The 18,907-nt window shown below is 61.8% G+C and carries 19 protein-coding genes; 9 read left to right on the forward strand and 10 right to left on the reverse strand.

Annotation, left to right across the window (positions count from 1 at the left end; translation table 11 throughout):
• Positions 1–39: 39 nt before the first annotated feature.
• From FEV16_RS05215 to FEV16_RS05230, 4 genes are read right to left on the reverse strand one after another with little or no spacing between them, the layout of a single operon-like run.
• Complete coding sequence (locus tag FEV16_RS05215; protein WP_138166588.1) at positions 40–849, reverse strand: formylmethanofuran dehydrogenase subunit C; 810 nt, start codon at positions 847–849, stop codon at positions 40–42.
• Positions 846–1,754 carry a formylmethanofuran--tetrahydromethanopterin N-formyltransferase gene (gene fhcD / locus FEV16_RS05220; RefSeq protein ID WP_138166589.1) on the reverse strand — a complete coding sequence of 303 codons (909 nt, stop codon included), beginning with the start codon at positions 1,752–1,754 and terminating at the stop codon, positions 846–848. The genes FEV16_RS05215 and fhcD overlap by 4 nt, the downstream gene beginning before the upstream one ends.
• Complete coding sequence (locus FEV16_RS05225; RefSeq protein WP_138166590.1) at positions 1,742–3,379, reverse strand: formylmethanofuran dehydrogenase subunit A; 1,638 nt, start codon at positions 3,377–3,379, stop codon at positions 1,742–1,744. The genes fhcD and FEV16_RS05225 overlap by 13 nt, the downstream gene beginning before the upstream one ends.
• On the reverse strand, positions 3,370–4,470 hold the full coding sequence (locus FEV16_RS05230) for a formylmethanofuran dehydrogenase (RefSeq protein WP_138166591.1): 1,101 nt from the start codon (positions 4,468–4,470) through the stop codon (positions 3,370–3,372). The genes FEV16_RS05225 and FEV16_RS05230 overlap by 10 nt, the downstream gene beginning before the upstream one ends.
• Before the next feature lie 563 nt (positions 4,471–5,033).
• Between FEV16_RS05230 and FEV16_RS05240 the strand changes: the two genes are divergently transcribed.
• Entirely contained in the window at positions 5,034–6,071 is a 1,038-nt protein-coding gene (locus FEV16_RS05240; protein ID WP_138166592.1) for a cytochrome c peroxidase, read from the forward strand.
• A 48-nt stretch (positions 6,072–6,119) separates the two neighbouring features.
• Here FEV16_RS05240 and FEV16_RS05245 read toward each other — a convergent pair whose 3' ends face one another.
• Complete coding sequence (locus FEV16_RS05245) at positions 6,120–6,740, reverse strand: response regulator transcription factor (RefSeq protein WP_138166593.1); 621 nt, start codon at positions 6,738–6,740, stop codon at positions 6,120–6,122.
• A 102-nt stretch (positions 6,741–6,842) separates the two neighbouring features.
• Here FEV16_RS05245 and FEV16_RS05250 point away from each other — a divergent pair, with 102 nt between their 5' ends.
• Positions 6,843–8,282: a histidine kinase gene (locus FEV16_RS05250; protein WP_138166594.1), complete on the forward strand. Its 1,440-nt coding sequence runs from the start codon at positions 6,843–6,845 to the stop codon at positions 8,280–8,282.
• On the opposite strand, the gene FEV16_RS05255 is transcribed toward FEV16_RS05250, so the two are convergent.
• Entirely contained in the window at positions 8,279–8,641 is a 363-nt protein-coding gene (locus FEV16_RS05255; RefSeq protein WP_138166595.1) for an STAS/SEC14 domain-containing protein, read from the reverse strand. The genes FEV16_RS05250 and FEV16_RS05255 overlap by 4 nt on opposite strands.
• A gap of 334 nt (positions 8,642–8,975) precedes the next feature.
• On the opposite strand from FEV16_RS05255, the gene FEV16_RS05260 reads away from it, so the two are divergent.
• The 6 genes from FEV16_RS05260 (at position 8,976) to FEV16_RS05290 (ending at position 14,228) form a co-directional block, all read left to right on the forward strand.
• On the forward strand, positions 8,976–9,707 hold the full coding sequence (locus FEV16_RS05260) for a DUF1614 domain-containing protein (RefSeq protein WP_246657185.1): 732 nt from the start codon (positions 8,976–8,978) through the stop codon (positions 9,705–9,707).
• A 111-nt stretch (positions 9,708–9,818) separates the two neighbouring features.
• The gene (locus FEV16_RS05265) at positions 9,819–10,220 is read left to right on the forward strand and encodes an EF-hand domain-containing protein (RefSeq protein WP_138166596.1); all 402 of its coding nucleotides are present in this window, start codon (positions 9,819–9,821) and stop codon (positions 10,218–10,220) included.
• Between the two features lie 67 nt (positions 10,221–10,287).
• Positions 10,288–11,466: an ABC transporter substrate-binding protein gene (locus FEV16_RS05270; protein ID WP_138166597.1), complete on the forward strand. Its 1,179-nt coding sequence runs from the start codon at positions 10,288–10,290 to the stop codon at positions 11,464–11,466.
• 128 nt (positions 11,467–11,594) lie between these two features.
• A complete protein-coding gene (locus FEV16_RS05275; protein ID WP_138166598.1) occupies positions 11,595–12,554 on the forward strand; it encodes a YVTN family beta-propeller repeat protein in 960 nt (319 codons plus the stop codon).
• A 100-nt stretch (positions 12,555–12,654) separates the two neighbouring features.
• Positions 12,655–13,401: an ATP-binding cassette domain-containing protein gene (locus tag FEV16_RS05285; RefSeq protein ID WP_138166599.1), complete on the forward strand. Its 747-nt coding sequence runs from the start codon at positions 12,655–12,657 to the stop codon at positions 13,399–13,401.
• Positions 13,398–14,228, forward strand: coding sequence for an ABC transporter permease (locus FEV16_RS05290; RefSeq protein WP_138166600.1), 831 nt, complete (start codon positions 13,398–13,400; stop codon positions 14,226–14,228). Before FEV16_RS05285 ends, FEV16_RS05290 begins: the two co-directional genes overlap by 4 nt.
• A gap of 10 nt (positions 14,229–14,238) precedes the next feature.
• Here FEV16_RS05290 and FEV16_RS05295 read toward each other — a convergent pair whose 3' ends face one another.
• The 4 genes from FEV16_RS05295 to FEV16_RS05310 all read right to left on the reverse strand — a co-directional run bounded on the left by FEV16_RS05295 (position 14,239) and on the right by FEV16_RS05310 (position 17,004).
• Positions 14,239–15,144 carry a hypothetical protein gene (locus tag FEV16_RS05295; protein ID WP_138166601.1) on the reverse strand — a complete coding sequence of 302 codons (906 nt, stop codon included), beginning with the start codon at positions 15,142–15,144 and terminating at the stop codon, positions 14,239–14,241.
• 56 nt (positions 15,145–15,200) lie between these two features.
• Entirely contained in the window at positions 15,201–15,728 is a 528-nt protein-coding gene (gene infC, locus FEV16_RS05300) for a translation initiation factor IF-3 (protein WP_138166602.1), read from the reverse strand.
• 170 nt (positions 15,729–15,898) lie between these two features.
• Complete coding sequence (locus FEV16_RS05305; protein WP_138166603.1) at positions 15,899–16,783, reverse strand: alpha/beta hydrolase; 885 nt, start codon at positions 16,781–16,783, stop codon at positions 15,899–15,901.
• The gene (locus tag FEV16_RS05310) at positions 16,780–17,004 is read right to left on the reverse strand and encodes a zinc ribbon domain-containing protein (protein ID WP_171015137.1); all 225 of its coding nucleotides are present in this window, start codon (positions 17,002–17,004) and stop codon (positions 16,780–16,782) included. Before FEV16_RS05310 ends, FEV16_RS05305 begins: the two co-directional genes overlap by 4 nt.
• A gap of 153 nt (positions 17,005–17,157) precedes the next feature.
• Between FEV16_RS05310 and FEV16_RS05315 the strand changes: the two genes are divergently transcribed.
• Positions 17,158–18,897 carry an acyl-CoA dehydrogenase family protein gene (locus tag FEV16_RS05315; protein ID WP_138166605.1) on the forward strand — a complete coding sequence of 580 codons (1,740 nt, stop codon included), beginning with the start codon at positions 17,158–17,160 and terminating at the stop codon, positions 18,895–18,897.
• Positions 18,898–18,907 lie beyond the last annotated feature (10 nt).

Consider the following 18,907-nt stretch of genomic DNA (forward strand, 5'->3'; position numbering starts at 1 on the left):
GCTTGGCAGGCGTTCGCTTCCTAGCAAGGGTAAGGCCGGTCAGTCGGGGGTCAATATCTCGCCTTTGCCATAAACGGCCGTGTCGCCCCCGTAGCGGCGGAGCTTTCGCGAGAGGAGATCGGCGGCCGAGGCGCTATGATCTCTCAGGCTGCGCGCCAGAAATCGCGTGAAAGTAAGCTCCTGCGGGCCGCAATCGACATAGGTCGAACCGAAGCAGCCGGCGCGGGCGAGCACGATAGAGCCGCGCTTGTTTAAATAGCCGATTCGCCCCTTAGCCTCGCCCAAAACGAAGATCGTGCCGGCGATAACGCGCGCCCCGAGATCTTCGCCGGCGTCGCCTTCGATGACGACAATGCCGCGACGCAGCCGGTCGCCCGCGCGGGCGCCGGCGTTGCCGCGCACGATGACGCGCCCTCCGGCCATCCCGGCGAGTTCGCCGGCGAGCGGACCGACGAGGAAATCGCCGGCGTCGCCCTTGATCTCGATATCCGCGCCAAGGTTGCCGGAAGCCACATGCGGACCGGCATTCCCGGCGATGGCGATCTTCCCGCCCTTGGCGAGACGGCCGCACTGTGCACCGACGTCGCCTTCGACATGGATTTCGAAACCGGGCAGAAGTTTCGCGCCAAGAAGATCGAAGCGCGACGAGCCGCCCTCATAGCGAAGGCTCTTCAGATCGCCTTCGGAAATCTTGAAAATGTCCCCGACCTTCGTCGAAATGCGCGTGACGCCAATCTCGATCTCTTCGATTTGCGCGATCGACTTGCCGGCGAGACGATCGGGCGTCAGCGGCGAAAGATCGACGCGCTGCGGCGGCTCCTGACGAAGCGTGAAGGTAAAGGGCTTCACGGCAGCAGATCCTTCAAATGATAATGGAACGGCCCGAGCTTGCCGCCGTAATTGCCGGCCCCGACGCGCTTGGCGCCCTGCTCCGGCCCCATCTCGATGATGGCGTGAAGTCCGGCGCGCATCGCCTCGCGCACGGCGTTATCGGTCAGCCCGTCGATGACGATTTCGAGCACGCAGCCGATATCCTCATCGAGCGCGCTCTTCGTGACGCCACGCAGCGTCGGACAATAAGCGTCATTGGTCGAAGCGCTCATGCCCTTGTATTGCGAACCAACCTTGGAGCCCGAGCGCACAATGCCGCCGGGAAACGGCGCAATGGCGTCGGCGACGCCGTCGATCGCCGCTACGGCGGCCTCGGTCGCGCGCATGGTCTTGTCCCAATCCGCGCCCATGATCAAAAGATTGCCGCCGCCCACGGACTTCTTCGTCAGACCGACCTTGCCCTCGCAAAAGAACTCTCCGTCCATCACCGGCACACGCCAGTAGCGCCGGCTGTCGACGACCTTGGACATCTGCCATTTGTCGCCGAATTGGCGCACTGCGTCGCCGACCTTGATCTCGAATTCGCCGGCGACCGTCGAATAGACTGCCGAGCCCGGGCAGGTCAGCACGCATTGGCCGAGTCGATTGACGAGCTGCTTCTCGGCGTCCTTCGACGACATGGCGAAGAGCAGCGCCCGCACGCCCGGTCGCCCGTCCGGCGTTTCTTCCGGCGGCACTTCGCGATCAATGCCGGCCTCACAGCCGCAGCCGATGACCGACGTCGCGAAGCCCGTCATCGTCAGCGCCGCCTGGCGCGCCCATTTGGCGTTTGGCGCGGTGATCAGAATGCCTGTCCCGCTCATCGGGAAGGCTTCGGCGAAATTGTCGTCTATTCTCACGCCATTGCGAACTATATCCGGCATGGAACCTCCGCAAAGGCGTCCTTGTGCGGCAGCGCGGCGTCGGGCACGTCGAAAATGCTTCGCGGCAGGCCGTAAAGATCGTCGTAATAGGTATCGAGGCGCTTGGTGATCTCGCGATCGTAGCGCGGACGAATGTGCAGCGTCTTGCCACGCGTATAATGCGAGACTTCGCCATCGCGCACGACGAGATTGCCGTCCTTGAACACATAAGACGCGCGGCGGAACATGCCGGCGACGTCGCGTCCCGGCTTATATACGGCGATGTCGGCAACGGCGCCCGCGCCAAGCCGGCCGCGATCTTCAAAGCCGAAGAGTTTCGCTGCGCCGGAACGGCTCATCTGCGCGATTTCATAAAGCGTGTATTCGCGTGAAATCGACGGCAGCGTGGTGTGCTCCAGCACGTCCGCCGGCAGGCGCGAAAGATGTTGCGCACGAAGGTCGGCGCTCATCAGCAGCGCGAAAAGTTCCGGATAGGTCGTGAACGGACCGCCATTCGGATGGTCGGTGGTGAAGAACACCTGTTCGGGATTTTCAATGAGCAGGAACAGCTCCAGCCCCGCCGCCCATTGAACGGCGTTGTAATAATTCGAAATCTTATAGGCGTAGGGAACGATGCCGCCGCCATTGGCGTCGCCGTCGAAGATCGCGCCCTTCTTCGGGATCGCGCCGGGCAAGCTGTTGAACTGTTTCAGAACGTCGGACGAGATCGTCACCGTGTCGGAGAACATCACTTGTCCGACATCGACGCTGACATTCGGATTGGCGTTGATCTTCTCGGCGAAGATCGCGCCGGCCGACGAGAAGCCGTTCTTGCCCTCCTTGCCATAGGCATAGAACTGCACATGGGCGAGATGGAGCGGCAGGCCCTGCGCGGCGTCGATCGTTGCGAGCGCCGTGTCGATATTGCCGGCAAGACCGAGATTATTCATGTGCAGATGCAGCGGGTGAGCGATCCCCACTGCTTGAGTCGCCTTCTGCAGCGCCTGGAAAATCTGGCGCGACGTCAGCCCATAGAAGGGCACGACGTCGTCAAGCCCAAAGGCGCGCATATTCTCCTTGAAGGCCTCGACGCCGCCGGGATTAATGCACTTCAAGCCGAGCGAACGGGTGTTCTCGACCGTCTGCGCGACATAATCATTGATCGCGCCGTCCTTCTCGCCGTCGCGCAACATGCCGAGTAGAAAGTCGTCGTTGCCGAGCACGGTGAGCGCGCCCTTGTCGATGATTGGCACGTCGTTGAATTCGAGATGGGTCTGCAAGGCGTGATGCGGCGCCATCGCCGGCTCGACGACGGTGGTAAAGCCCATCTGCGCATAGAGGCGGCCGGTCTCGTAGCTCGACCATTTGGCGGTCGAAAGCGGCGTGCCGGCGAGCCGCGCGCGAATCGCGCGATGCAGCTCCGGCAACAGCAATCGCGCCGTGTTCACATTACCGCCCGCGATGTGCGAATGAATGTCGATCGCGCCGGCCATGACGATGTGACCGGAGACGTCGATCTCCTTGTCGGCGCTGCGGCCGTCGGGTCGCTCGACGACGCGGCCGTCCTCGAACCAGACGTCGCCGATGGCGTCCTGCCCGGTCGCCGGATCGACGATATGGCCGCCGCGCAAAACTGTCAGCGCCATGCGCCCTCCGAAACTTCCGCCATGATGGCGCTGATCGCCTGCGCGACGCTTGGCGCGTCGGTCGGCGCGCTTGCTTTACGCAGCGTCATGCCGCCGGTTTCTTGACTCATCAGCACCGCGTCATGGGTGACGCCGGGCTGACCCACCTCGATGAACAGCCCGCGAGACGGCGCAGCGTTCGCCGGCGCAAGCGTAATGAGCGGAATATCGGCGTGGGACCAAGCGGGTTTCTCGCCGTCAAAAGCGGAGATCCACAGCGCCGCGTCGGCCTCGCCGCTCTCGACGAGCCGCAAGGCTTCGAAACGCCACGGATCATGCTCCGGATAGCCGCGGCCAAAGCCCGTGCGCGGCGGAAAGCCCGTCATCCAACCGGCTGTTTGAGTGACGCCCGAAGCGCCGCTGCGGCCGCCGATATGAACGCCGGTGAAGCGCGTCGTGGCGTTGAGCTCGATCACCAGACCCTGCAGCATCTCGATCGCCAGCGGATCGAGCGTCGACGCCGACCACGCGAACACGCCAAAACGCGCATTCTTTAGCGTCTCAACGAGGCCGTCGATGAGGCTGACCTTATCAGCGTCGAGCGCCACAGGCCGTCCACCGAATCGGGCGCGCCACGCCGCTAGAACGCCCGAAAGCTCCTGCGCGGAGGCCGGGATGACCTTTGCGCCAGGGACGGCGCTCGCCTCGTCTCCTTCCGGCCCAAGCCAAATCACCTTACGCGGCTGCTCCGCCTGCGCGCCGCGGCGCGGCGGCTGCGAAAGCGCAAGCCGTTCCAACATTCCCGGCCAGGCGCGCGTCAGCCCGGGGCCAATCAGCACGACGCAGTCGCCGCGCAGGCGCGCCTCATTCGCCGTCGTCGTGAACATGCCGAAGGAACGCTTGACGTCGATATCGGCGAGCGTTTCGCGCGACGCCAGATGATCGAAGGCGCCCCTCAGTTGCTCTGCCAGAAGAATGGCGGCGCGCGCTCCGGCGACGTCGGCGCCAAGGCCGGCGACAAGCGGAAAGGCTGCGCCGCTGAGAATTTTGGCGGCGTGTCGATAGGCGTCGTCAAGCGCGATCGCCTTGCCGTCGAGCGTCGCTGTCTCCATTCCTACCCCGATTTGCGGCCTGCCCCGGCCAAGGTTAAAGCGTGTCGGCGAACTGAGCGCTATCCATTTGTTTTTTAGCGCCTACTCGCCAAGCCGGGGCGGCTCCTCCCGTGTTTTGCTTATGCCTAGCAGCCGTCACGGCGACTGTCGAGACGTTCGGCTGCGTCATTTGCATCAGCGCCTGCCGCGGCGACTTTGACGGGCGTCGTGGAACAGATGCATTGTGCGCCGCATCGCATTTGCGAAGCCGCTGCGATCATGCTAAATGCTGCGCCGAGCTTAAACCTGCAGGCGCAACGCCCACATAAGCAGGCACAGCCGAAAAGAGTCCTAAACGGAGGAAAACAATGGCCTGGACGACTCCCGTGATTGTCGAAGTCTGCGTCGGCATGGAAATCACCAGCTACGAGTCCGCCGAGATCTAATTTCGGCGCGGCCTTCCTTCGAAGGCGCCAACGAATTTTCAAATCGGGCCGGCAAGAAGAGCGCTGCTTTAAGCGGATTGCGCTTTTCGATTTGCCGGCTCGATTTTTTTGATCGGCGATCAGGAACAGGAGGCCAAATTGCGCTTATCTTCTTTCTTCGTCGCCCTTGGCTTCGCCCTGTTCGTCGCTGCGACGGCCGGAGCCGAAAGTCCGAACGCGAAAACCCTTCTTGAGGACGCGAAACGGAATTTTCAGCCGATCGTCGCTCCTTCCACCGTCGGCAATCCGGTGGCCGCCGCACGCGTCGAACTTGGGCGCCGGCTCTTCTTTGAAAATCGCGTGTCGATGGACGGCAACGTCAATTGCGCTCATTGCCATCTGCCGGAGAAACAGGCGAGCGACGGCCTGCCGAAGGCGATCGGCGTGTTCGGCAAGGAGAATCCGCGCAACGCGCCCTCGATCTTCAACGCCGCGCTGAATTTCAAGCAGCATTGGCGCGGCGACCGCGAGTCGCTTGAAGACCAGGCGGAAAAATCGCTGTTAGGCCCTGCAAGTTTCGGCAATCCCGATCAGGCGACGGCAATGAGCAAATTGAAGGCGATTCCCGCCTACGCTGACGCATTTACAAAGGCCTTTCCCGGCGACAAGGACCCAATCAATTCCAAGAATTGGGGCCTCGCGGTCGGCGCCTTCGAGCGCACGCTGCTGACGCCGTCAAAATTCGATGCCTTCCTTGCCGGCGACGAATCGGCGCTCACGAAACAAGAGCAGGCGGGCTTACGCAAGTTCATCGATCTCGGCTGCGCCTCTTGCCACAATGGGCCGAGCGTCGGCGGCAATTCCTTTCAGAAATTCGGCGTCGTGAACGATTACTGGAAGGAAACCGGAGTCGCTAATCCCGACAAGGGTCGGGCGGACGTCACCAAGAATGACGCCGACCTTTATGTCTTCAAAGTCGCAAGCCTGCGCAATGTGGCGCGCACTGCTCCCTATTTTCACGACGGGTCAGTCGACGATCTGACCAAGGCAGTGAAGATCATGGGCAAGACGCAGCTCGGAACGGAGCTGTCGGATCAGGACGCTGCCGATATTGTCGCTTTTCTCGGCGCGCTGACCGGCCCTGTTCCGGCGAATTATTCCCCGCCGGACCCCTATCCGGACGCACCAGGAAAGTAGGCGCGGAATGCCACCCTCCCCTTGAAGGGGAGGGTGAATGCGCTTCCCTCACGTCAGTCTATTTTCCAACGCGATGCGCATCAGCTCCATGGGCGTGCGGGCGCCGAGCTTTCGTTTCATGATCGAGCAACTGTTGGCGATCGTCTTGTACGAAACTTGAGTCGCGTCGGCGATCTCCGCCATTCCGAGCCCGCGTCCGAGCATTCGCAAAATCTCCAATTCGCGCACAGTCAACGCAGAGAGCGGACTTGCGGCCGCGCCGCTTTTCTCGAAGGCGAGCCGATTGGCGATTTTGGGCATCAGAAACACGCCGCCGGAAGCGACTTCGCGCACCGCCGTCAACAAGAGATAGGGATCGTCGTTCTTCGTCACATAGCCCTTGGCGCCCATCTGAATTGCGCGCGCCGCGAAGATCGGATCATCGTTCATGCTGAAGATCACGATGCGCGCTTGCGGATCTGCTTCCAGAATGCGCCGCGTCAACTCGAAACCGGAAACGCCCGGTAGGCCGATGTCGACGACCGTCACGTCTGGCTTCTGCGCTATGAAGACGGCAAGACCCGTCTCCGCATCGCGCGCGTCGACGACGTCGATATCGTCCTCGCCGGCGAGCATCGCCGCGCAGCCGGAGACGATGATCGGATGGTCGTCAACGATAAGAACGCGCATATTTGACGTGGCTCCACGATCGAGAGTTGCCGAAGCGGCGGCAAGACATTGACGGCATTGAGGCCTTTCGTAAAGTCGGCGACTTCTCTAGAGAATTGGCCTATGTTTCGAAGGCTTTCCCTGCGTCTTCGCCTATCGCTGCTGCTCGGCGCCGTGCTCGCGCTGGGATTGGCGCTCGGCGTCGGCCTGCTCGTCTTGCACGCCGGCGCGCGGGTTCGCGCCGAGGCCGACGGCGCAACGCGCCTGGCGCGCGATCTCGTCGAAGCGACACTGCCCCGATTGGACTCCGCCGCGGACCCGCAAGCGGAGATCGCGAGACTTTTAGCGGATGCGAGGCGGCTGCGCCATGTCCGCGTCACTCTCGCGGGAGACGAAGCTCCCTCGAAGGAGGATGTCGACCGCACGCCGCAGTGGTTCACTCGGCTTGTGCTGCCGAACGCCGCCGTGATACGGATCGAAACCGGCCGTGGCGCGATCCTGATCGCTCCCAATCCTGCGGATGAAATCGCCGAGATTTGGCAGGAGATCGTCTGGCTCGCGATCGGCGGCGCCGGAATCGCGGTCGCCGCTTTTGGCCTCGTTTCGCTCGCCGTGTCGCGGACGCTGCGCCCCATCGCGACACTCGCGGAAGGGCTGCAACGTCTGGAGCGCGGCGAACATTCGATGCGCGTTCCCGCCGACGGCTCGCCTGAATTCGTGATCATCGCCGAACGCATCAACGCGCTCGCCGCAACGCTGCAAAGACTCGATGACGAAAATCGCCGGCTCGTGCGGCGCATGATCCATGTGCAAGACGAAGAGCGCAAAGACATCGCGCGCGATCTGCATGATGAGATCGGCCCTTTCCTGTTCGCCGTGCGCGCGGGCGTCGGCGCATTGGCGCGTCACGCGACCGCTCCGGGGGCCGACCCTTCGCGTCTCGCCGAAGACTGCGCCCGTATCGACGCGCAGATCGCCGCTCTGCAGCAGGTCAACCGACGCATTCTCGGGCGGCTGCGTCCAGCCGCCCTCGAGGAGATGGGACTTGATGACGCCTTGCAGGCGCTCGCGCAAGGTTGGCGCGAGGCCAATCCCAATGTCGCCATCGTGCTTTCGCTTGATGGCGCTTCCGGCGACCTAGATCACGCTGTATTTGGGCGTAGTCGCCCAAATACAGATAACGTGATCGATTCCAAAAGCTTAGAGCGCGCTTTACGCGAAAAACCGGATTCCACTTTTTCGCAGCGCGCTCTAGACGAGGAAACCGCGCTCACCGCCTATCGCATCGTGCAGGAGGGACTCGCCAATGCGCTTCGGCATTCTGGCGCCGATCTGGTCGAAGTGACCGTCACGCACGCCAATGGCGCATTGCATATCGTCGTGGAGGATAATGGGTCCGGTCTCGACGCGACGCGTCCTTCGTCATCGAGCGGCGGTCTCGGTTTGCGTGGTATGAGCGAACGAGTAGGCGCGCTCGGCGGCGCGCTCACCCTCGGCAATAATGCGCAAGGCGGCGCGCGGCTCACCGCGTCGCTGCCCCTGCGCGGCGCCGCTGGTCGCTAAGCTGTAATCCAGGCGCGCGCCTCATCGGCTTGCGACGTCGAAAACACCTTCATCTCGCCGGGCGTAATGAAGCTGAATAGCTGCATCGTGTGCTTGATCCACTCAACGTCGGTGATGAGCGCGATTCGCTCCCAACGCGTGAGATGTCCCATTCCGACCTTGAAATCCTCAAACATCGCGCCGGGATCAATTCCCGAGAAGTCGGGCGTGATCTCGTAATAGATCCTGACCTTGTCGTGTTTCTTGAGCGCGCTCTCAACCGCAGGAACGAGGACAGAATCGTAATCCGCCTTCGTCACACGACCCTTACAGCGAATCGCCACGACATTATCGGGAAAGTTCGATAGTTGCTCGATCACCAACGTCCTCCATAAACTTAGCGGATGTACTTAAGGGGCTACGCCAAAGACGCAGTGCCCTGCTCGCCGAGCAGTCGTGCTCTTAAAAGCTTGGGCACGACGGAGTTGTGAGCGCCTGCGATGAATTTGAAGATATGTGAAGAATATTTCATCTGACTAGCGAACGCCTTTCGGCCGCCGCTGCAGCGGCAATCTCCTGCTCCAAAGGGTCAAGCCATTGGCGTCCCTTCTCATTTCTTCCCGCTGACCACTCGCCGCCGACGCGCCTGCAACTCGATCGCGAGTCCCCTATATGCGGCTGCAGCGCTTGGCTATGCATTCATGGAGGCGGCGCGTGTATTCCCACCAGCTTCATTATCTTCCCCTGCCGCCGCTAATTTATGCGGTCTTCTTTGGCGCGCTTGTCGCGCTATTCGTGCTGATACAGCTTGGCGCGCTGCACTATGCCTATAGCCGCATCGGTCTGAGCTCCAGATCTGCGACGCTCGTGCTGCTCGCTTCGCTACTTGGAAGCTACATAAACATTCCCGTGGCACACTTCGCCAACGAACGCGTCGTTCCTCAGGAAATGATCGATTTCTTCGGAAGGCGTTATGTGGTCCCGATGATCGTCGATTGGCCGGGAATGATACTGGCCGTGAACGTTGGCGGCGCCGTCATTCCGATTCTGCTTTCGATTTATCTGCTTGCCCGCAACCGCATTTGGATCGTCGCAACCTTGGCGACGGCGATCGTCGCCGTTGTCGTCCACTTGTTCTCGCGGATTGTTCCCGGCGTCGGCATCAGCGTGCCCATTCTGGCGCCGCCGATCTTATCGGCGGTTCTGGCGATATTGTTGTCGCGCGATTTCGCCGCGCCGATTGCCTATGTCAGCGGCAGTCTCGGCACCCTGATCGGCGCGGACTTGCTCAATCTCGGCAGAATACAAGAGATCGGGACGCCCGTCGCATCCTTTGGCGGCGCAGGGACGTTCGACGGCATATTCGTTACCGGAATTCTTGCCGTGCTCATCGCGAGCCTTCCCTTGCGCCGGAAGCCTTCCGGCGTTTCGCCTACGACGCAGTAGTTCGACTGCACGCCAGCGCCGCTCTTCTTCCAGCGACGTTAACGGCGCTAGCCGGGTTCGCGGCGTCCGCGCTATATTGCTTGCGATGGCCTGATTCAAAAGGAGTCGCAAATGAAGAAAGCATTGCTGCTCGGCGCGCTGGCGCTTGCCGGCGCCATGGCGCTGCCGGCGACGGGCGCGCTCGCGAAGGCGACGGGTCCCGTCGCTGCGCTTGACACCGATAATGACGGCACGGTCGATCTCAATGAAATCAATAAATCCGCCACTGATCTTTTTACGCGTCTCGAGAAGGACTCGGATGGGACGGTTGACGTTAAAGAAATGAAGGGACGCGTTTCGAAGAAAGAATTCAAAGAAGCCGATCCTGACAGTGACGGAACGCTATCCAAGGACGAGTTTCTCACTATGGTCTCCGGGATGTTCAAGGAGGCGGACCCTGACAATGACGGGACGCTTGACGCCAAGGAGCTCGGATCCAAGAAGGGTAAGGCGCTGCTCCGCGTGACAAGGTGACTCGACCAGGGCGCGCGCGAGTTCTGAGAAACTTGATCCCGCGCGCCAAAGCGGCCATTTAGGCGACATGAAAAGCTTGGTCGCCGCCTTCTGTTTGCTGCTCGTAGCCGTACCGGTTGCGGCTGAAACGGTGAACGTCAAGGTCGGCGTTCTGCGTGAAGCGCATTCGCGGGAGACCCTTTCCATTCTCGATATTCCCGCCGCTGACGATACGCTCGCCGGCGCGCTGCTCGGCGTGGCCGACAACAACACCACGGGAAAATTCACCAACCAGACATTTGAGGCGATCGACGCCAAGCTTGACGAGGGCGATGACGTGGTCGCGGCGTTCGACTCGCTGATCGAGAAGGGGGCGCTTTTCATCATCGCCGACCTCTCGCCTGAACGCCTGCTCGCGGCTTCTAATCGCGCCAAATCGAAGGGCGCCCTGCTCTTCAACGTCTCCGCCGCGGATGACCGACTTCGCGAAGAGGATTGCCGCACAAATGTCATCCATGTCGCGCCGACGCGATCGATGCTGGCGGACGGTTTAGCGCAATATCTTGTGTGGAAGCAGTGGCGACGCTGGCTCATGATCAAGGGATCGCATCCGAAAGACGAGCTCCTGGCCCAAGCCTTCCGCAACAGCGCCAAAAAATTCGGCGCGAAGATCGTCGAAGAACGCGTCTATGAAGACACTGGCGGCGGGCGGCGCAGCGACTCTGGCTCCGTTCAAACGCAGCGGCAGATGCCGCTGCTGACGCAGAATGCGCCAGCCTATGACGTGCTCATCGCCGCCGACGAAAGCGAGGTATTCGGCGGCTACCTTCCCTATCGCACCTGGGATCCGCGCCCGGTCGCCGGTTCGGCTGGCCTAATGCCGACGAACTGGGGCCCCGCGCATGAACAATGGGGCGCGCTTCAGTTGCAGAACCGCTTCATCCAGACCTTCAGACGTTTGATGAATGCGCGCGACAATGCGGCGTGGCTTGCGATGCGCATGATCGGCGAAGCTGCGACGCGCACTGCATCGAACGACGTCGAGAAGCTGCGCCTCTATATGCTCGGCAAGGACTTCTCCATCGCCGCCTTCAAAGGCGTGCGGCTCACGTTGCGGCCATGGAATCAGCAATTGCGCCAACCGATACTTCTTTCCGATGGACGGATGGTCGTCTCGGTTTCGCCGCAGGAAGGCTTCCTCCATCAAACGAGTGAACTCGACACGCTCGGAGTCGACCAGCCGGAGACGAAATGCAGATTGAAATGAACAAGGCTCTTCCGATTCATTCTCGTTTCCGGCGTCATGGCCGGGCTTGTCGCGGTCATCCATGCGAGAGTCCCAACGGCGTGGATGCCCGCGACAAGCGCGGGCATGACACGCGTTACGCGATCAGCATGACTATATCCGCCTTCCTTTGCTCTACGCTTCTCGTCACGCCCGCCGGCGCCTACAAGGCTTACGTCAGCAATGAAAAGGGCAATTCCATCACCGTCCTCGACACCGACAAGCTTGAAGCGACGGCGACTGTGAAAGTTGGCCGCCGACCGCGCGGCATCGCGCTCAATAAGGACGGGTCCGAACTCTACATTTGCGCAGGCGACGACGACGCCATCCAGCTGCTCGACACTAAGACGCTGAAAATTACGGGCAAGCTGCCGTCAGGCCCTGATCCCGAGCTTCTGGCGCTCAGTCCAGACGGCAATATCATCTATGTTTCGAACGAAAACGATAATCTCGTCACGCTCATTGACGTGAAGAAGAAGGAGATGATCGGCGACATTCCAGTCGGCGTTGAACCCGAGGGCATGGCGGTCAGTCCCAACGGCAAACTGCTCGTCAATACTTCTGAGACGACCAATATGGCGCATTTGATCGACACGCAGTCGAAAGAAATCGTCGCGAATATTCTCGTTGATGGGCGGCCGCGTTTCGCCGAATTCAAACAGGATGGTTCGGAGCTTTGGGTTTCGTCAGAAGTTGGTGGAACGGTCGCCGTCATCGATCCTGTGAAACGTGAATTGAAGCAGAAGATCAGCTTCGACATTCCGGCGATGTCGAAGGAAGCGATCCAACCGATCGGGATTTCTTTCACGCGCGACGGAAAACGCGCCTTCGTGGCGCTTGGACCGGCCAATCGTGTTGCGGTGATCGACGCCGAGACGAAAAAGATCGAAAAATATTTGCTCGTCGGTCAGCGCGTCTGGCACCTCGCCTTCACGCCCGACGAAAAATATCTGCTCACCGCCAACGGCGTCTCCAACGACGTATCGGTGATCGACGTCGCGTCGCTCAAAGTGCTGAAGTCGATTCCAGTTGGTGCCTTTCCATGGGGCGTCGTCGTGGCGCCACAATGACAAACACGTCATTGCGAGGCGCGTCAGCGACGAAGCAATCCAGGGCAGCGTGCCTAATTCTGGATTGCTTCGCTTCGCTCGCAATGACGGAAACGCTCCAGTGACCCCTGCGCTCACGATCAAAGAGGTCAGCCACTCGTACGGCCCGCGAAAGGCCCTCGACGACGTCAGCTTTTCCGTTCCTCCCGGCAGCTTCACCGTGCTTCTGGGATTGAACGGCGCCGGCAAGAGCACGCTGTTCTCGCTCATCACCCGGCTCTACGCGGCGCGCCACGGCGAGATCGAGATCTTCGGTCATAACATCATGCGCGAGCCCGGCGCCGCACTGCGCCGGCTCGGCGTCGTTTTTCAGGCGCGCACGCTCGATCTCGAATTAAGCGTGATGCAGAACCTCGTCTATCACGCCGCCCTGCATGGCATTGGACCGATCGAAGCGCGCCGCCTTGCACACGCGGCGCTAGCGCGGGCGGGACTCGCCGACCGCGCGAAGGACAAGGCGCGCGCGCTGTCGGGCGGACAGATGCGCCGCGTCGAAATCGCGCGCGCGCTTCTACACGAACCGCGGCTGCTGCTTCTCGACGAGGCGACTGTCGGGCTCGACATCAAGGCGCGCGCCGATCTTCTCGCGCTTGTACGCGAGCTGGTGCAGGAAAAGCGACTTGGCGTTTTGTGGGCAACACATCTCATCGACGAGATCGCCGACGACGATCAGGTGGTCATTTTGCATCAGGGCAGAGTGCTCGCGACAGACCGAGCGCAAGCGATCATCGTAGAGCAAGCCGCGGCGAACATCGGCGACGCCTTCACGCATATCACCGGCGCGGCTCAGGAGAAGCTTTCGGCATGAGCGAAATCGCTGCGCCCAGTGGCTTCACCCTTCGCCAATATCTGATCTGTCTCTCGGGAGTCGTCTGGCGCGAGGGCTTACGCTTTCTGCATCAGCGCGAACGCTTCGTCTCCGCGCTGGTGCGGCCGCTCGTTTGGCTCTTCATCTTCGCGGCGGGCTTCCGGCAGGTGCTCGGCGTGTCGATCATCCCGCCTTACGAGACCTACGTGCTCTATGAGGTCTATATCGCACCGGGCCTCATGGCGATGATCCAGCTCTTCAATGGCATGCAATCCTCGCTCTCAATGGTTTACGACCGCGAGATGGGCAATATGCGCACGCTGCTCGTCTCGCCCTTTCCGCGCTGGTTTCTTCTCGGCTCCAAACTTTTGGCGGGCGTCGCCGTCTCGATTTTGCAGGTCTACGCCTTCCTGCTGATCGCCTATTTCTGGGAGATCGAGCCGCCGTCGAAATGGGGCTATGTCACGGTGCTGCCGGCGCTCGCGCTCAGCGGATTGATGCTCGGCGCACTCGGCATGCTGCTGTCGTCGCTGATCAAACAGCTCGAAAATTTTGCGGGCGTGATGAACTTCGTCATCTTCCCAATGTTCTTCGCGTCCTCCGCGCTCTATCCGCTGTGGCGCGTGAAAGAGTCGAGCCCATGGCTCTATTATGTATGCGAAGTCAATCCGTTCACCCATGCGGTCGAACTGATCCGCTTCGCTTTTTATGAGAAGGTTGCATGGACCTCGCTCGCAATCGTATTCGCCTATACGAGCGCGTTCCTCGTCGCCGCCATCCTCGCCTATGATCCCGCGCGCGGCATGCTGATGCGCAGGGGCGGCTAGGCCGCCTCAGCTACTTCTTCTCGTCCTTCTTGGCGTTCTCCGCAGCGACTTCCTCGACGACAGCCTGCGGCAGCTTGACGCCCGACGCGAGCTGCGCGCCGAGCGCGATGGCGCGCGCCTCCGTCAATCTCAAGGCGCAATAGCCGAAATCCGGCTCGCGCGCATAGGACCGGCACACTTCCTCACGCCAAGAGGAGAAGCCCGCCTGCTCCTTGACGAGGAAATTGCGTATCGCCTTTTCTTTTTTATTGCGATCATAGAGCGCGCGAAAATTGTTGCGGACGGTCGTTTCGACGCGCGCGCGGGCGCCAAGCATCTCTTCGCCCTTCTTGGGGTCGATTTCGTCCGCGCCCATCCCCCAAAGACCTTCGGGATCTGCGCGGCAGCCCGCTTCCTTCAGTTCACAGGCCTTCCCCTCATTGGTGACGAGGATCGCGCCGTCGAGCACGCTGAATGTGAAGGGACAGGCGGGAAACGCGACCTGATAGCGGCGCAGTCCGGTATCGCTCTCGCGTGCCGTCAGCTTCAATGGCATCCCGGCGACTTCGACACGGCAGGATTCTCCGGAGCGCCGCAAATCATCCCCGACGAGCGTGAGTTTCGCGACCTGCAGGTCCGCCCCCGCTCGGGAGAATTCTATGGCGCTTCCCTCGCCATCCTCTTTGAGAATCTTCCCGACGATGGCGTCTTCCGTCGGAGCCTTCGGCATGATCGCCGGCCCCGCGGCCGCGCCCATCTCGCTGCCAACGCCCTTTTTCTTTGAGGGGCTTGCGACAGTTCCCTCGGGCGTCGGGGCCACTGCTCCGGGAAGCACAAGCTGAGCTCTGGCCGAGGCGACGCCCGCAGCGATCAGCGCCGCGGCCCCAAAAACGCGGACGCGGCGCGCGGCCGGAGTTCGAAACCAAAATCCAAACATGGCGATCGCCACCCCTCGGCCGCAGCCTTGCCCCTGCCCTTGCGGCGAGGCGCGCGCTATCGAGGCGCGAGCACCATCACCATCTGCCGTCCTTCCATGGACGGTTCGAGTTCGACCTTCGCCAGCGTGGCGGTCTCCGCCTTCACGCGCGACAGAAGCCGGTAGCCAATGTCCTGATGCGCAATTTCGCGGCCGCGAAAGCGAAGGGTGACCTTAACCTTGTCGCCTTCTTCGAAGAAGCGGCGCACAGCCTTCATTTTCACATCGTAATCGTGGTCATCGATGCCCGGCCGAAGCTTAATTTCCTTAACTTCGACAACCTTTTGCTTCTTGCGCGCCTCGGCGGCTTTCTTCTGCTCGGCGAAGCGAAAACGCCCGTAATCAAGGATTTTGCAGACGGGAGGAGTGGAATTGGGCGCGATCTCGACGAGGTCTAGCCCAGTCGTTTCGGCCATGGTCAGCGCCTCCGGCAATTGGACGACGCCGTGATTTTTCCCCTCGGAATCGATTAGCTGCACTTCTCGCGCGCGAATTTCCCGATTGATACGCGGCCCTTCCTTCTGCGGGGCTGCGACGCTCTTCATTGGACGGCGAATGGATCATCTCCTTCTCTTGGCCAAAAGCCGGCCGCTGAGCCATAGGCGCAAAACAGCGACCGCCGGACGCGCCGTCCGGGACCATGGAAGAGATTCCCACGACAGCGCGTCAAGTCAACCTTTCGGGGCGCTCGGGCGTCCCTTTTTCGCAACGAACGTCAAATATTTTGCAAGAAGGCCAAAATCAGCGCGTTAACCCTTTCGGGCGCGTCTTCCGGCGTCCAATGCGACACGCCCGGCAGTTTTTCGATTCGAAGATTGCGAACGTAGCGATCTATGCCATCGAGACAGGATTCGCCGAGCGCCACATCATTCAGCCCCCAAACGACAAGCGTGGGCGCATCTACTGGCAAGTCGAGGTCTTCCGCCTCAAGAATGTCGCTCCCTGCGGCGCGATACCAATTGAGCATCGCTGTCGCCGCGCCAGGCGCCGACACATTGGCGCGATAGATGTCCATCTCCTCTTTCGAGAAGACTCCTTCTCGGCCCGCGGCAAATTGCATCAGCCGCTCAGCGAGCGCGCCGCGGCGCGCCGACAACAGCCGATCAGGGAGCCAAGGCAGCTGAAAGAAGGCCGCATAGGCGGACTTGAACTTCTGTCGCCATTGTTCTTCGAGCGCGCGCCGGAAGCACAGAGGGTGCGGAATATTGAGAGCAACCAGAGCGTCGATACGGCGCAATTTGCGAATGGCGACGACCCAGGCGATGAAACCGCCCCAGTCATGGCCGATGAGCGAGACCGAGGTGGGATTCGCCGCATCGATCAGTCCAGCAACATCCCTCGTCAGCGCCTCCAGTGAATAGGCGTCTTTTTCTAACGGGCGCGTCGTCGCGCCATAGCCCCGCTGATTGACTGCCCAGACGCGATGTCCCACGGCCACGAGCGGGCCGACAAGATGACGCCACATGACGGCGTGCTCAGGAAAGCCATGCAGAAGGAGCGCGAGCCGATCGCCCGCGCCCGCTTCGAAAATCTCGAATTCGATTCCGTTGGCTGGAACGACGATGCGGCGCGCTCCCAGAAGCGTCGCCGCCGACCTCACATTTGACCCGCTAATGCCGGGCAACTCGGACAGGGCGCGCCACCCGTCATGGCGGCGCAGGTCTCACCGGACTCTCCGCCTGCGGCGGGTCGGGCGATGAGCGACAGCTGGCGCTCGACATGGGCGCCGCCGCAAGACGGGCATGCGGGCGTTTCATCAAAACGCGACAGAGTTTCGAACTCATGCGCACAATCATTGCAGCGATAGGCGAAAAGCGGCATTAGCCCCTCAGATTTGCCGAATGGACGTCCTGCAATTTACCGGCCCGCTCGCTTCGCGACAAGCCATAGCGTCGTGGCGCGACGCGGTAGATGGCCGCGCGGCGCTCCGGGCACGCTAGATTCCATGTGACGAATCGTATCAGGGAAATTCAGATGACCTACCGCGCGCCGCTCGACGACATTCTCTTCGCCATCCGCCTCGCGGCCGGCGAAGGCGCGATCGAGCCTGGCGGCATCTATGGCGACCTTGCCGACGGCGTCGCCGGACAGACGCTGACCGAAGCGGGCAAATTCGCAGAAGAAGTTCTCCTGCCGCTCGACAAGATCGGCGATCGCGTGGGCGCCACATATGCGAATGGCGCGGTCACGACGGCTCCCGGTTGGCGCGAGGCCTACGCTCAATGGAAAGAAGGCGGCTGGAACGCCATCGCCGCCGCACAGGAATATGGCGGTCTGGACCTCCCCGCGCTGCTCAACGCCGGCTGCACCGAGATTTGGAACGCCGCCAACATGGCGTTCGCCGTTTGCCCGTTGCTCGGCCATGGCGCGATCGAGGCGATGGAGGCGCATGCCAGCGACGCGCTGAAGGAGACCTACCTGCGCAAGATCGTCAGCGGCGAATGGACCGCGACGATGAATCTGACGGAGCCCGGCGCCGGATCGGACCTCGGTTTGATGCGGACGCGCGCCGAACGCGCCGATGACGGCTCCTATCGCCTTTTCGGACAGAAGATCTTTATCACCTATGGCGAGCATGATCTTGCGCCGAACATCGTGCATCTCGTGCTTGCGCGCCTCTCGGGCGCGCCGGAAGGCACGCGCGGCATCTCGCTCTTTCTGGCGCCGAAATACTTGCCCGACGAAACCGGCGCCTTCACGCGGCGCAACGACCTGCGCTGCGGCGGGATCGAGCATAAGCTTGGAATACACGGTTCGCCGACCTGCACCATGATCTATGGCGATGAAAACGGGGCCGTCGCTTTTCTCATCGGCGAGGAGAACAAGGGCCTCGCCTGCATGTTCACGATGATGAACAACGCCCGCCTGGCGGTGGGCCTGCAAGGCGTCGCGCTCGCCGAACGCGCGACGCAAATGGCGCTTGGCTACGCCCGCGAGCGCAAACAGGGACGCGCGCCCGGCGCCAGGGAGACGAGCGCGATCATCGAGCATCCCGACGTCGCGCGCATGTTGCTGACGATGGCCAGTCTCACTGCGGCGGCGCGGGCGATCTGCTACGAGACGGCCGCCGCCATCGATTGCGCGCGGCACGAAGGCGATCCGGCATACGCCGCGGCGGCGCAAGAGCGCGCCAGTCTGCTGACGCCCGTCGCCAAGGCTTTCTCGACCGATATCGCCAATGAGACGACATCGCTCGCCATCCAAGTCTTCGGCGGCATGGGCTATATCGAGGAGACCGGCGTCGCGCAGCTCATGCGCGACGCGCGCATCTGCGCGATCTATGAAGGCACGAACGGCATTCAGGCGATTGATCTCGTCACGCGCAAGATCCGCGGCGGCGACGGCGCGGCGCTCGCACGCGAGATCGAGGATATGCGCGCCATCGCGCGCGACGCCGACTTCTCGCACGAAGCGTTGCGTGAATCCGTGGAGGCGCTGGCGCAGGCGAGCGAATTTCTGCCGAAAGCCGAACTCGCGGGCGCGCTTGCTGGCGCGACGCCCTATTTGCGCCTTTTCGCGTTGGCGCGCGGCGCGACGCTGCTCGTGAAAGGCGCGAAACTCGCGCAGCGCGAGGCCGATGCGAACGCGGCGCGCTATGCCGCGCTCGCCCGCTTCTTTGCCGAGAACATCGCCGTCGCCGCGCCGGGCTTGGCGAAGACCGTGATCGAAGGCGGCGCATCGGCGAATGAGTCGCATGCAGCGCTTGGTGAATAGGCGGAGCTAT

The sequence above is a fragment of the Methylocystis sp. B8 genome (genome assembly GCF_005771425.1).
Taxonomy (GTDB): Bacteria; Pseudomonadota; Alphaproteobacteria; order Rhizobiales; family Beijerinckiaceae; genus Methylocystis.